14 protein-coding genes are annotated in these 13,997 nt (G+C 53.7%); 4 read left to right on the forward strand and 10 right to left on the reverse strand.

Annotated elements, in window-relative coordinates; genetic code table 11:
• Positions 1 to 133: 133 nt before the first annotated feature.
• The 8 genes from BM069_RS16835 to BM069_RS16870 form a co-directional block, all read right to left on the reverse strand.
• Complete coding sequence (locus tag BM069_RS16835; protein ID WP_170846775.1) at positions 134 to 1,888, reverse strand: methyl-accepting chemotaxis protein; 1,755 nt, start codon at positions 1,886 to 1,888, stop codon at positions 134 to 136.
• Between the two features lie 172 nt (positions 1,889 to 2,060).
• Positions 2,061 to 2,768, reverse strand: coding sequence for a substrate-binding periplasmic protein (locus BM069_RS16840; protein WP_093325414.1), 708 nt, complete (start codon positions 2,766 to 2,768; stop codon positions 2,061 to 2,063).
• Between the two features lie 736 nt (positions 2,769 to 3,504).
• Complete coding sequence (locus BM069_RS16845; RefSeq protein ID WP_093325415.1) at positions 3,505 to 4,371, reverse strand: dioxygenase family protein; 867 nt, start codon at positions 4,369 to 4,371, stop codon at positions 3,505 to 3,507.
• A gap of 9 nt (positions 4,372 to 4,380) precedes the next feature.
• Complete coding sequence (locus tag BM069_RS16850) at positions 4,381 to 5,688, reverse strand: TRAP transporter large permease (RefSeq protein WP_093325417.1); 1,308 nt, start codon at positions 5,686 to 5,688, stop codon at positions 4,381 to 4,383.
• Positions 5,685 to 6,242 carry a TRAP transporter small permease subunit gene (locus BM069_RS16855; RefSeq protein ID WP_093325419.1) on the reverse strand — a complete coding sequence of 186 codons (558 nt, stop codon included), beginning with the start codon at positions 6,240 to 6,242 and terminating at the stop codon, positions 5,685 to 5,687. The genes BM069_RS16850 and BM069_RS16855 overlap by 4 nt, the downstream gene beginning before the upstream one ends.
• 30 nt (positions 6,243 to 6,272) lie before the next feature.
• Positions 6,273 to 7,343, reverse strand: a complete 1,071-nt coding sequence (locus tag BM069_RS16860) for a C4-dicarboxylate TRAP transporter substrate-binding protein (RefSeq protein ID WP_170846776.1) — start codon at positions 7,341 to 7,343, stop codon at positions 6,273 to 6,275.
• A gap of 33 nt (positions 7,344 to 7,376) precedes the next feature.
• Positions 7,377 to 7,832: an OsmC family protein gene (locus BM069_RS16865; protein WP_093325420.1), complete on the reverse strand. Its 456-nt coding sequence runs from the start codon at positions 7,830 to 7,832 to the stop codon at positions 7,377 to 7,379.
• Between the two features lie 12 nt (positions 7,833 to 7,844).
• Positions 7,845 to 8,510, reverse strand: a complete 666-nt coding sequence (locus BM069_RS16870) for a malonic semialdehyde reductase (RefSeq protein ID WP_093325422.1) — start codon at positions 8,508 to 8,510, stop codon at positions 7,845 to 7,847.
• A gap of 196 nt (positions 8,511 to 8,706) precedes the next feature.
• Here BM069_RS16870 and BM069_RS16875 point away from each other — a divergent pair, with 196 nt between their 5' ends.
• Both BM069_RS16875 and BM069_RS16880 read left to right on the forward strand, forming a co-directional pair.
• Positions 8,707 to 9,066, forward strand: coding sequence for a YciI family protein (locus BM069_RS16875; protein ID WP_244503650.1), 360 nt, complete (start codon positions 8,707 to 8,709; stop codon positions 9,064 to 9,066).
• A gap of 121 nt (positions 9,067 to 9,187) precedes the next feature.
• On the forward strand, positions 9,188 to 10,342 hold the full coding sequence (locus tag BM069_RS16880; protein ID WP_244503651.1) for a malonyl-CoA decarboxylase: 1,155 nt from the start codon (positions 9,188 to 9,190) through the stop codon (positions 10,340 to 10,342).
• 190 nt (positions 10,343 to 10,532) lie between these two features.
• On the opposite strand, the gene BM069_RS16885 is transcribed toward BM069_RS16880, so the two are convergent.
• Positions 10,533 to 11,330, reverse strand: coding sequence for a glutathione S-transferase family protein (locus BM069_RS16885; protein WP_170846777.1), 798 nt, complete (start codon positions 11,328 to 11,330; stop codon positions 10,533 to 10,535).
• A gap of 27 nt (positions 11,331 to 11,357) precedes the next feature.
• Positions 11,358 to 12,197, reverse strand: a complete 840-nt coding sequence (locus BM069_RS16890; RefSeq protein WP_244503652.1) for a GntR family transcriptional regulator — start codon at positions 12,195 to 12,197, stop codon at positions 11,358 to 11,360.
• Positions 12,198 to 12,367: 170 nt separating this feature from the next.
• On the opposite strand from BM069_RS16890, the gene BM069_RS16895 reads away from it, so the two are divergent.
• Together BM069_RS16895 and BM069_RS16900 are read left to right on the forward strand one after the other, a co-directional pair.
• Complete coding sequence (locus BM069_RS16895) at positions 12,368 to 13,576, forward strand: 2-isopropylmalate synthase (protein ID WP_093325428.1); 1,209 nt, start codon at positions 12,368 to 12,370, stop codon at positions 13,574 to 13,576.
• Positions 13,577 to 13,741: 165 nt separating this feature from the next.
• Positions 13,742 to 13,997, forward strand: a 256-nt coding sequence (locus BM069_RS16900) for a transposase (protein ID WP_139216232.1), incomplete at its 3' end; no start/stop codon positions are given.

Consider the following 13,997-nt stretch of genomic DNA (forward strand, 5'->3'; position numbering starts at 1 on the left):
ACCGCGCCCTCAGGCACAGCGCGAGTTTGCGTCACCTCTAGTGGCCACAGGCCTTGTTGACAAGGGTCGCGCCAAAAGGAAAGCGGCCCTCGCAGAGGACCGCCGTCTATCGTTTCACTCGTGGCCCTCCAGCTCAGTTGCCGCAAAAAGATGACTGGACACTGGACGGGTGCGGAACACTGGCTAAGCCGACTTGCGCAGTTTTCAAGCGCGCCGAAGGTTTGAATGCAGCAACCTGTTCTGCCAATGCCGAGGCGGCAACCTGAAGCGCGCGACCTTGTTCCGAGGAATGTTCCACCAACGTCGCGTTTTGTTGTGTCACCCGATCAAGATCAGTGACGCCCGAATTGATTTCAGTAATCGAACTCGCCTGTTCTCGCGAGGACTCGGCAATTTGCATCGCCAGTTTGGAAACTTCCTGAATTTGTTCGACGATCGCATCAATCGCTTTGCCCGCTTCGTCAACCAGCTCCACACCAACCGCGACTTTTTCGGAGCTGGTGTTGATCAAATCGCTGATTTCGTTGGCCGACGTGGAGGCCCGCAATGCCAATGACCGAACTTCGGACGCAACAACAGCAAATCCACGCCCCGCATCTCCGGCCCGCGCAGCCTCTACACCGGCGTTGAGCGCCAAAAGGTTGGTTTGAAAGGAAATGTCCTCAATAACGCTGTTGATTGCAGAGATTTGCCCCGCGGAATCTTCGATCTCTCGCATGGCAACGACGGCACGTTTGACAATGTCTCCTCCAAGCTCCGCCTGGACCCTTGTTTCGGACACTGTGGTCTCGACCTCTTTAGCCTGCCCCGAAGCAAACCGGACGCTTTGAGTGATCTGCCCAAGGGCAGCAGCCGTTTCCTCAAGCGTCGCCGCCTGGTTTTCGGTACGCTTGGCCAGATCCCGCGTGCCGTCGGCCATTTGATGTGTTTGCTGTTCGATTTGGCCGATGGTCGACAATACTCCGCCAATCACATCGTCAAGCGCCGAGGCGGTTTCATTGAAATCAGATCTCAGCTTTACATAGTCGCCGCTCATTTCGGCTTCGATACGATGGCTTAGCAAACCTTTGGCCAGCTGGTTCAGGCCTCTTGCAAGCTCGCCGACGACTTCTGCCTGTTCCTTGGAGGCCGCTTTGGATTGGTCCTCAAGCACGGCGTTGGCTCTCATTGTGTCGACAAACTCGCCCACGGCGCCCGCCAAGCGGCCAAGTTCATCGTTGCGTTCCGTCGCAGGAACCGGACTGTCAAGATCGCCTTGGCGCAAGGCCGAGATGCGGGCCACGATTCGCGCCAAAGGTTTGGTGACTGATGCGGCTGAAAAATAGACAATCGACGCCATGATCAACACCAGCACAAGTCCGGTAACCGCCGATTGGACATAGAGCGACTGAACAACCGCGTCGATCGCACCGTTGTGAAATCCGAGAACCATCTGTGCGACTGTTGTTCCATCCGTGTGAAGGATTGGGAATTTGACGTATTTGACGCTGTCACGCTCGAGTTGTGCACTCTCGCCTTCCATCGTCAAAACGTCGGATACGCCCTGAGACCACTCTGAACCCGAGCTATCCTCAACCGCCACTTCGGCAAAAATGTCCCCATCCACAAACACCCGCGCAAACAGCGCGTTTTCCATTTGAGTGATGCCGTGAATAGCACCTGCCGCGGCATCCGTATTGAAGTCCCAAACGGCCGCAGCGACCGGAGGGGCAATAAATGTTTGCGCAAGTGTTAGTTCGTTTTCGAAAGCCTGCACCAAGGCAGAGCTTTGTTTATTCACCCAAAACGCGGTGTAGGCTGCATTGGAAATGATGACGCAGGCGAGAATGGGGAGTAGAAGGCGCCCCATAATGGACCCACGGTTGGCCCGCTTATTCGCAACGTTCATATTCTGCTCCTGCTGGCTGTAGTCTTTGTGCTGTTCCGACCTATGGAGTGCGCACCAAAGCCACGGTTTTGCTACATCGCGTCTTGCAATCGTGGTGCTTGTCCACTTGCTGTCACTATGAAAGCCACATGGACGCCCATTCTGAAGCACGGCGCCCCTGCGGCAGTAAATCCTATTGGTCGTATTTTGACATGAAGGCGTCGCGGGTGCCGTCATCAACAATCGAGTGGATCGCTCGATCCAATTTCTCGATCAGAACCGCGTCGGTTGTCTTGCTGCACGCAAGGTAAACGGACGTCTGTGAGGCCTCCATTGCCACTTCCAACTCTCCACTCTCGGTCGCGGCCGCTGCGGCATTTCCCCAAACAATGGCATAGTCGAGACGGCCGGCCTTGAGTTTCTTTAAAGTCATGCTCTGATCCGCGGCGAGGTCGATGTTTGTGGCGCCCTGTTTTTTGAGTTTTTGCACGGTGTAGTCCCCGGCTTGGGTGCCGATCGTTTTGGTCAGCGCTTCCTCAAGGGATGAAACATCTGTGTTGCTCCCAACGCGTTGCAACAGGTATTCACTGGATGTGTACATAGGACCAACCCACTGGAATTTTTCTTCCCTTTCTTCCGTGCGAGCCGTGGTAAAAACACAGGTGTTGTCTTGTTGCTCGGCCAAGGTAATGGCGCGTGACCACTTTGTAAGTTCCATTGAGGCCATAACACCTGAGCGCGCCAAAGCTTCTTTCATGAAATCAACAGCATGCCCCGAGAGTCGCTCTCCCTCCATATAGGAATACGGGCGGTTGATTTCCGTGAACAGGTTCAGAGAAGCCTCTTGTGCCAAAGCGGCGGTTGGCGCCAAAAGAGCAAAAAGCACAGCAGTCTTTTTCATTTTGCGATCCTCGCGAGTGTCATTAGGAGCGCTTGTAGGCCCAAGACCTAAAGAAAAGGTTTTCTGACTTCCATCATCTGGTTGATGCGGTTGGCGGTCTACACACAGTTCATCTCTTCTGGGAGGCGGTGAAGGTGACAGTTCGCAGGCAAAAACACCAATGCGGACCTGCGATCCGATCGAGGCCTTTGGAAAAACCGGGAAAAATGATCAGCCCGAGCGCGTCCAGCTCCAAGCAATTTTTGGTGATTGCCGCTGTGCATAGCCAGTGTCTGACGTCAGCGCTTATGGGGCCAAAAAGGGCGATTTGATAAGGGAGTGTTTCGGGCTCATCGTGACCACCAAAGCGTGGAAGATGAGAAAGACAACAAATAGCCCCAGCGAGAAGATCGTCAAAGACATCAAGAGCGCCACAAGAACCAAATTGGCACCTTCCGCCACGAGCGTATGAGCTATCGCCTTTCAAAGCCCCTGAGACGCCCCAAAATGCGCGCTATTTCCCTTAACGCCTCGACCCATGCAGGTTTCCGGTCCATTTCTGCGGCCCGAGACGTTCAGGCCGGACCTGACTTGCCAAAATCAATCAGACTCAGCAGGCCCGATCCGCCAAACCCAGTAGGTCATGCCCTTCGTTTGGGAGAGCCAACTCCGGGATTGCCAAGCGCTGCCAAACAAAGCCGATCTGGTCAGTTGGGTTTGGCAGCTTGTTGTGCAAGCGTTGGACGCAAATTTCCGGTTAGGCTTTTGCCAAAACCAAATCAAAGTCCACGCGTGAGTAAGCATCATCCACGCTGCCCGAGAGCGCAAACCCCTCTGGAAAGCTACCGGCGGGCTGCTTCACATACGTCATGACCAAGTCGTCGCGCACACCAAAAACGGTATCCTGATCCAGATAAGGATCATCGTCCGGGAAAACCTCGGTGACCAGCGAGCGGTGTCCATCGGCGCTCACGATGTAATGCAGATGGCTTGGCCGCCAAGGGTGGCGACCTGCGGCATTCAGAATATCGCCTACCGGGCCATCAGACGGCACCGTGTATTCCACAGGGCGGACGGTGGTAAACGCGTAGCGTCCGTTCTCATCGGCCGTCATCAACCCGTGGAAAGAGTGGATGTCCTGATCCTCATCCTGACTGGAGTAAAGTCCATTTGGCGCGGTTTGCCAGATGTCGATAGTCGCTCCGGAAATCGGATTACCTTCGGTGTCGCGCACGGTGCCTTCGACCAAAACCACCTCACCTTCAAAATCCCGTTTCATATCGCCACCAATAGCCAGCGGAGGAGGGTTGGACACGTGAAACGGCCCCAGTACCGATGAACTTGTCGCCTCTGGGGTGGAGTGCAGCATGTCGACCAGTGAAGACAGGCCCATCACGTCCGACAGCAGCACAAACTCCTGCCGTTCCGGAGTGGTGATTTCTCCGGCGCGCGTGAGAAAATCAATGCCCATTCGCCACTCATCGTGCGTGAGGTTCACCTCCCGCGCAAAATCGTGCATGTGCTGAGCAAGAGACGAAAGAACTTCTTTGACCCGAGGGTCAGTGCCTTCGCCGAAGTAGGAAGTGAATACTTCAGTGATGTTGTCTTTGGTGACGGAACGCATGGGCGCCTCCTAGTTCAGAATAGCAAGGCTGAGCGCCGGATACCGGATCAGCAGAATGAGCACGATGAGCATCACGCCAGCGAAGGGCAACGCGCCAAGGAAGACATCCTTGAGAGAGATGCGGTCATCGTTGAGGGTGGCTTTGATCACAAAGCATGAGATGCCGAGCGGAGGTGTGAGCAGGCCGATCTCCGCCCCCACAACTGTGATGATACCAAACCAGACTAGGCTTAGCCCCATCGGCTCGACCAAGGGAAGAAACAGCGGCACCACGATCAGGATGATCGAGGCCGTGTCCAGCAAGGTGCCCAGGAACAGCATCAGCAGCACATAAAGCAGCATAACAGTAAAGAAGCTGGCTTGGCTGTTGGCGAGCATGTCGCCCAATTCATTGGGAAGCCCGGCAAGGCCCAGCATGCGGGAGTAAATCGACGCCGCCGTGATCAGAAAGAGGATCGACGCCGTTATATGACCGGTTTCCAGCAAAGCTTCCCAGAAGCCGCGCAGGCTCATGCGGCGACGCAGTAGCGCGATCACAAGAGCCACCAGTGACCCCGTCGCACCTGCTTCAACTGGGGTGAGCCAGCCGGTGTAAATGCCGCCCAGCACCACCACGATCAGGCCAAGCGTTGGCCCCAGTTTGGTGGCGATATCTCCCCAGGGAAGCGGCTCAAAATCTTCGGATGGGCGTCCGCCAACAAATTTAGGAAAAAACCGTCCCATGACCCAAATAGCCGCAACATAGGCCACCGCGAGCATCAGCCCCGGTACGACGCCTGCCAGAAACATTTCGCCGACGGATTGCTCTGCCACAAAGGAGTAAATGATTAGCATTGCGGAGGGAGGAATGATCATCCCCAACACCGACGAACCTGCAACAACCCCGACAGCAAAGCGTGGGTTGTAATCGTATTTAAGCATCTGCGGAACAGAGACCTTAGAAAAGACAGAGGCAGAGGCAATAGAGGAGCCGGTGACGGCGGCAAATACCGCATTCGCGCCCACGGTGGCCATACCGATGCCGCCTTTGACTCGCCGGAAGCCAGTACTCATGACGTCGTAGACATCCGCGCCCAGCCCGGCCTTGGACACCACCAAACCCATAAAGGTGAAGAGAGGCACTGTGGCAAAAGTGTATTCCATGACGCTGTCGCCAACGGCAACCTTTAGCAGGTTCATGGCCAAGTCGAAGTTGTCACGCATCAACCAGATTGAGACAAACGACACGACGCCAAGCGCAATGGGGATGTACATCCCAAGATAAATCAGGACGACGATGGCAACGACAGAAGCCATGCCAATTTCAAGGGGACTCATTTTTTGTCCTCATGTTCAGGAGCACGGATCAGCTCGGGTTTTTCTGCCGGGGTGAGCACTTTTAGAGCGAACAACACTGCACAGAGTGCCGCACTGGCAAAAATGGTAAGCTTGATGGGCCACCAAGGCGCCGTAAAGATTCCGGGGACGCCGAAATAATCACGGGTGTCGAGCATATCCAAAAATTCTGGCCAGATTGTTATGGCGATCGCTGTCATAAAGATCGCGCTGACCGTATCGATGACGTGTCGCAGACCTGCTGCGAAGCGGGGATAGCGGTGTCCGATGACCACTAGAAACCCGTCAGATCGTGTCAGGCGGCTCACGCGCACCACGTCGGGTAGCTGGAGAAACACAATCAGCACCATGGCAAATTGCACCACTTCATAAGCGCCGCGGAAGGGCGCGTTAAAAACGCCACGTGCCACCACGTCGAAGTTCACCACAAGCACCAATCCCAAGACCACCAGCGTGCCAATAGCATTTGCGCCGATGGCCACGCCGGTGATCGGCTTGGAGAGGGCCAAAGCAAGGTTTCCAAGAGGGTTTTTCACGTTTGGCCCTTTCCGTTCCTTAGGTGCCGATCACTCGGTCCAGTTGCGCACGCCGGTGTAGCCAGCGGCCTCCAGCTTGCCCAGATAGGCGCCCAGCATTTCCGTGCCTGGTTCACCTTTGTCATCCAGCGTCTTGGCCCATTCCGCCGCGATGTTTGGCATCGCCGCAGCCCATTTTGCGCGGTCTTCGGCGCTGGCTTCGACAATTGTGCCGCCTGCTGCAGTGTAGGCGTCGCGGCTTTCAGCGGCTCGATCCATGGCAATCCCTGCCACGTGATCACGATACATCACGGCCACTTCCTGCAAAGCGGTTTTCACTTCATCGGGTAGGTCATCCCAATAATCCTTGTTCACGGTGATCGTTTTGGAATTCACCGCGCCAAGGTCTGCTTTGAGCATATAGGGCGCCACTTCAGCGATCTTGAATGTCTTTGCGGCCTCTGGCCACAACATGGCCTTGTCCACCAATCCGGTGTCCAGCATGTTGTAGAAGTCGGTCAATCCTCCACGCACACCAGCCGCGCCGTCAATGCCTTCAAGATAGCGCAGGTTCATACCTGCACCCGCCACTTTGGCGCCTTCCATGTCGCTAACGGAGCTTACAGGGTCCTTTGAAAAGACTTGGTAGGTGTCGAGCACCACGCCAGTTGCCAGATAGACCTGATTTTGCTTGGCAAATTCATTTTGCATGGTGGGGTATTCTTTGGCGATTTCATCCACCGCCTTGGCCACCGCACGGGCATCTGCAGCCACAAAAGGTGTCACCGCGGAAAGTGCTTGCGAGGGCAGTTTAGAGCTGTGAAAAATCGTGGTGACGATACCGATGTCGCCCAATCCCAACTTCACGCCTTCGAGTACGCCTTTGGGCTTCACAATCGAACCGCCATAGCTCTCTTGCCATTCCATTTGGTAGTTGCCGGTTTTGGCGAGCTTCTTATCCACTTCAGGGATAAAGAAGTTGGAGAATTCTTTCACCCAAAGCGCCCGTGCAGGGTAGCCGTCGATGACGACCGCCTTGATCGTTTCAGTCGCAAATGCAGGAGCTGCGGCCAGTCCGGCCATCAGCGCTCCCAGCGCAATACCCTTGTTCATCAATCCCATCGTGTCCTCCCTTGATGGTTTTACTTTATGAAGTCACTTCTTGGTCCAGCTGACTTCCACGTCTGTGCCTGCATTTTTGTACATCTTTGAAACGGCACAGTATTTCTCGGTTTCCGCCGCAACCTGTGCCAGTTCCTCGATGCTGGCAGCGCCACTTGCGGTCACATCCAGTCGAATGGCCTTGAACGGGACCTCAATCTCTTCTTGCAACAACACACCGCGCCGGTCGAAGTCGATCTCCATCTCAAACTCGAGATTGCCGATGTCGACACCCAGCTTGGCAGCGCACTTATGTCCGATGGTGTTTGTGCACCCCACCAGAGCGGCGTAAGCGGTTTCTGTGGGAGAAAAACCCAAGTTGGTGCCGCCGCGCTCAACCGGCTCGTCGATTGTCAATGACAGATCGCGCGTATGAACCACGCAGTGGCTATGGCTACTGGCAAACCCAGACATTTTGACCTTCACGACGGATTTTTGACGAATAGCCATGGCTTTTGGTCCTTAAGCGAATGAGCAAACTTGATCGAAGACGAATCGCGGTAGTTTCTGGAACAGCGCGGTTTCGTCTGCGTAACCAAGATTGCACAAAAAGTTGGAACGTAGGGTGGTGCCCGCAAAGAACTCTTCGTCCACGATGGCATTTGAGAAACCGCTCATAGCGCCGACATCTAGTCCGAGGGCGCGGGCGGCGATCATGAAATAGGCACCCTGAAGCGTGCCATTGCGGAACGCAGTGGTTTCAGAGTGCTCCGGTTTGCCTTCGAAATGGGGCCGTCGGTCTTCATGTGGAAACAGAAAGGGCAGGTCGCGCCAGAATTCCAGATCATGCGCAATAATTGCCGTGACTGGCGCAGCCATCATCTTGTCAATGTTCTTGTCTTTCAGGGATTTCGCCAGCCGTTCCTTGCCCTTTTGAGAGGTCACAAACACAAAGCGGGCAGGACATGTATTCATGCTGGTCGGTCCGGCAGCAGTGATCTCATAGAGACGATGCAATAGCTCGTCTGAAACAGGTCTATCTTGCCACGCATAGTGAGAACGTGCATCTCCAAGGATCACATCAATTGAATCAGCGTCCAAATCTGCCTTTCGCTCACGAAGCGACCGCACTGCAGCCTGTGCCTCTGATCGCGCGACTTCCAGAGCGTCGCCAGTTAACCCTGCCATCATTATTTCCCGTTGTAGTTCCAAATGTCCCGCGAACTCCCCCACTGCCACCAAGTCAATTCGGTTACGTGAGAGCGCTTCGTCTCTTCAACTTATTTTGACGATGATGTTTTCTCTTGTCAAATAAAATCGATATTTTAATATTGACTGGGAAAATGGAGGTTATGCAATGGTCGCTTGGAATGAGTACAGGAAAATGGCCCGGGATCGCGGGGCCCTGGCGCTAGAACTTTATGTCGTGGAATCAACGCCATCTGGTGCGCCAGAAAAGGTGAAGGCCACCCTGCCCGCACATCTCGAGTTTCAGCGAGAAATGGAACTGAGTGGCAAGTTGGTCCTTGCCGGCCCCATGTCTGATTCCACCGGGGAACTGATGCAGGGAGCTGGGCTAATAGTTTATCGAGCCAACACCATGGAAGAAGCAAAGGGTATGGCTGAGGCTGACCCAATGCATGCGGAAGGTGCGCGTAGTTTCACCCTGCGCAAATGGCTGGTCAATGAAGGGAGCCTGTCGATCTCGGTAGGTCTTTCGACCGGCAAAGCCTCCCTGCGATAAACGGAGACCGACAATGGTAAGCTCCAGTTCGCTGACTGAAATGCTCTCATCGCTGCTAGAGCGCCAACCTTTTCAACGGAACACTCCGATAGATGGCGCGGTTTCGGCGCTTTGCATTGCCTTGCTAGATGCGCCGTCAGAAGCTTCAGGCCTGCAGCTGGCAGAAGATATTCTACAAACAGTGAAGTCGCAGTCAGAAGATGACCGAGACTCATTTTTTCACTTTTTGAATGATGAGCTTGATGTCGATGCGGACCGCGTTCTGGAAATGGCAAAAGCATACAAAGAAGCGCCGACACCCTCGACATACGCTGCCCTTGCCCAAGCCGCAGAGCCAAAGCGGCAAGAGCTGTTTCGCAAATTGAACCAAGCTTCAAACGCAACAACGGATCTGGTGCAATTGCGGGCGAAACTGCTTAAGCGAATGCGGGATCAACCCGAGTTGGGCAGAACGGATCGAGACCTCTTGCACCTGTTCCACAGTTGGTTCAATCGCGGTTTCCTGGTCCTGCGCCAAATCACTTGGGAATCTCCAGCGTCGATCTTGGAAAAAATCATTGCCTATGAGGCGGTTCACGAAATTCAAAATTGGGACGACCTGCGGCGAAGGCTCCTGCCGGCCGATCGCAAGTGCTTTGCGTTTTTCCACCCTGCAATGCCTGATGAGCCCCTCATTTTTGTCGAAGTTGCCCTAACAAAAGGCATACCGGACTCTATCCAATCACTACTGAGTGAAGAGCGGCAAGAGCATCAGGCAGAAGCGACAGACACTGCTGTGTTTTATTCCATTTCAAATTGCCAAGCTGGGCTGGCCGGGATTTCATTCGGAAATTCCCTCATCAAACACGTGGTTCGCGAACTCTCCCTGGAAATGCCGAACCTCAAACGTTTTGTGACCTTGTCGCCGGTGCCAGGCCTAACACACTGGGCCAAAAAGGAAGGGCTTGCGCGTTTGCCCGAAGACTCTCAAAAACTCAAGCAAATGGCCGCGCACTATCTTCTGGACAAAAAGAAATCCGATGGGCGACCGCTAGATCCGGTGGCGCGCTTTCATTTGGCAAATGGCGCGCTGGTTCACAAGATACACACAGACGCAGATGTTTCCGAAAAAGGCATCGCTCAGGCCGCTGGCGTCATGGTGAACTATCTTTATGATTTACCAAAGATTTCCCAAAACATTGAACTGTTCGACTGTAACTTTGAAGTGGCCGCATCTAGTTCGGTTCGCGCGCTTGCCAAGCAAGCCAACCGGGCACAAGCGGCAAGGACAGAATAGAGCATTTTTTAGAAAACTCGATTTCCACTATCATAGTGCCACATTCTCAAACTCTTGAAGTTCTCACCTCGCTGGAAGGCAGCGGCCTTCAAGCGTTCAATAAAAGAATAACCGCTTCGGTGAAATCCGCATTTGCTGCACCGACCTGATCAGCACCGCTTCAATAAAATCAAATCGAGTAGTTGTTGGCTCAAGCGTTAAAGGCGGCCCATTTTCGGGCTACCTGTTCCCAATTTTTGCCCGCGGATTCGGCAGCACTTTCTTCCTCGGGTGGCCCCGCGTAATTCTTGATCGCGGTAGAATAGCTCGCTCGATCACGCGAGTTCGCCAGCCACCGCGTCACACTCGGCGCGCTTTCCGTCCACATGCCTGACAACCCCAGCCGGGCAAGTCGGTCAACATACGCTATGAGGCTTGTATCGGCCAATGTGTAATGGTCGCCCAGAAGCCATGTCGAACTCGCCAAGGCGCGCTCCATTTTGTCGAACAGCATCGTAAGTGCGAAAAATGCTGACACCACATGCTCTGAATCTATCCCGTTGGTCAGGATTTCTCTCCGCTTATTCGCATTGGCTGGATTTGCCATCCTGGCAATCGAAGACGCAATTTGAGCAGGTGTTTTTGAAGCCAGTATCTGACGGCGTTTCGAAGTTGCGAAGGTCATCGTGTTAATTGCGGCATGCACGTCAATACAATCCGACAACCACATTTTTGCACGAATGCACTCCCTTGGATCGGAAGGCATCAAAAAAGCTCCCGCCGTCGCGGCAAGGTACTCAAGAATAACGCTGGACTCTACAACGACCAATTCGTCATCAATCAAAGTCGGCACAACCCCCTTGGGGTTGAGAGCAAGGTACCAATCCTCATTTTGCTCGCCGTGACCAAGGTCCAAAATTTGGCCGGTCCAATCGAGCTCCAACTCCGCTAGCCCAACGCGTACTTTGGCGGAGCACACGCTCGTTTTTCCGTGATACAAATGCAGCACAAGCACTCCCCCCAAGGCCGGTTACACTTAGTCAATTTGCTCCGCTAGGAACGCGCCAGTGCTTCTGTAATGCTCCATGAGCAACCTTGAGCTTTCCTCAACCTCACGCGCGACGGCTGCATCCAAAATCGCTTGATGTTCATCCTCGACATTCCGGCTCCCGTACGACTTTGAACGGCCCGCCAAGAACCGGTAGCGAACGTTTAAGTCATACAATTGGCTGCATAGTCGCAAAAGGATCGGCGATTCACATGCGGACAGCAAAGTCATGTGAAAACTCTTGTGACGCTCTTCAAACAGCTCGGTTTCGGAACGATCCGTTTTGCCCATGTAATGATGAACAAGAACCAACTGGTCCTCCCACTCGCGCCCCCCGTTTGCAACACTTTGGCGAAGCGCCATATCCTCAAGTGTGCACCGCAAGTTCAGAATTTCCTGAAATTGTTGACGGCTGGTTTCGGCGACACGAAAGCCCCTTTGATCAAGCCGCTCGACCAGCTGGTCCGAGGTCAAAAGACTTAGCGCTTCGCGGATTGGCGAAGCTCCCGTGCCATAGCTCTCTTTTAGAGCCTCCACTTTCAATCTCTTTCCAGGTTCCAACCTTCCGGTGATGATCTCATTTCGCAACGTCAAATATGTACGTTGGGTGGAAGACTGATTTCCTTGGGCGGTATCGGGCAAACTATTCATAGACGCGACTAAACCAAAATAGTCCGCCGAGATCAAATTATATCGATATTTCTCGCACCGTTGGCTGCTGATGATCCGCGTGCCGCGGAAATTCGTCTGCTTCCCGCGCTGTCCAAAAACCGCCGAAGCAAAAAATTTTATAATAAATGCATACCCATAGGATGAATCTTTATGCACGAGTTTATGCACTCCCCTTCTCAAAGGTGCTGTTCTAAGCCAAACCTCCCAAACTCAAAATCCCATACGGTTCCATCAAACCTGGCAAAAAATCGTTTTTTATTGCACTTAAGGGATATCCGCGATAAAAGATGTGCAGCTGAGGACAATGCCATTCGAAAGGAACGCAAATGCGTGAAAGTCATTTTCAAGAAGGAAAGTGGTGGGTGAGCCCCTACAACTTCCAGCCCGAGGTGCGCGAGTCTCTTCTTTTGCCACCAAGCGTTCAAATCCACGATGCAACGCTGCGAGACGGGGAACAGACGCCGGGCGTGGTGTTCTCGATAGACGACAAAATCCGAATTGCGTCAAAGCTCAGCGAAGTCGGTGTGGACCGCATCGAGGCCGGAATGCCGGCAGTGTCGCCCCAAGACGCCGAAGCGATCAAAGAAATCACCAAACTTGGGCTGAAATCCAAAATTTTCACGTTCGCACGCGCAATGAAACAAGACATCGACATGGCGTTGGAATGTGGTGCGGACGGCGTGATCATCGAAGTTCCAATCGGCTACCCAAAGTTGGTGACTCAGTTCGGGTGGACATGGGAAGACGTCTTCAAAAAGAGTCGCGATGTTATCAACTACGCCCGCGAGCAAGGTCTTTACGCTGTCTTCTTTCCATACGACACCACGCGCGCTCGTCGCGAGGATCTCGAAAACCTTTGCAAAGGCATCATGAACGAGAGCCCGCCGGATTCGATCGGTATCGTCGACACAATGGGCTGCGCCACCCCTGAGGCCATCAAATACATGGTTGGCTGGGTCAAAGGCATGACGGGCCTGCCCATCGAAATTCACACACACAACGACTTCGGAATGGGCGTCGCAACGGAGCTCGCCGCTGTTGCTGCCGGCGCAGAGGTTGTGCACAGCTGTGCCAACGGTCTGGGCGAACGCACAGGCAACGCCGCGTTGGAAGAGCTAATGCTGGGTCTACATCTGCTGTACGGGTATGACACAGAGTACAAGATGGACAAGCTGCCTGAACTCGCATCCCTCATTTCCGAGCTTTCCAATATCCCAATTGCACGCAACAAACCCGTTCTGGGACATGGCAATTTCATCCGTGAATCAGGCATCGGAATCCAATATGTGATGCATGATCCTATGGTTATGTTTGGAACACATCCTGCGTTGACGGGGCGGGTTGGCGAAGTTGTGCTCGGCAAAAAGAGTGGCAAGGCTTCCATCACCTACAAAGTTGGTGAACTTGGGTTGTCTGAACTGAACGACGAACAGAATGCTGCCCTTCTGCAAAAGGTCAAAGACGCAGGTATCGCCAAACGCGACTTCCTAACCGACGAAGAGTTTCTGGCACTGTACAATACTGTGCGCCCATAAGCGTCAACGCCGCTCCGCCTGCACATCAAACGCATGGCCACAACCGGTAGCATCAATGGCAAGGGCCCGTTTTTGGGACATTCAAAACAGTTGGGGGGTAATCCCCCCGAAATTTAGGTGTGTCTGAAAGTAGAATTTTCTCGAATGATGAAAGAGGAGATTCTGATGAAAAAGTCGAAGTACAGCGATGCACAGATCATGGCGATCCTGAAGCAGGCAGAGAACGGTGTGCCGGTCTCTGATCTGTGCCGAGAACACGGCATGAGCAGCGCAAGCTTTTACAAATGGCGATCCAAGTATGGCGGGATGGACGCCAGCTTGATGGCGCGCATGAAGGAACTGGACGAAGAGAATAAGCGGCTCAAGAAGATGTATGCTGAGAAAAGCATGCAGAACGATTTGCTGAAGGAAGCGCTTGGAA

This window comes from Shimia haliotis, assembly GCF_900114415.1.
In the GTDB taxonomy this organism is placed as follows: domain Bacteria; phylum Pseudomonadota; class Alphaproteobacteria; order Rhodobacterales; family Rhodobacteraceae; genus Shimia; species Shimia haliotis.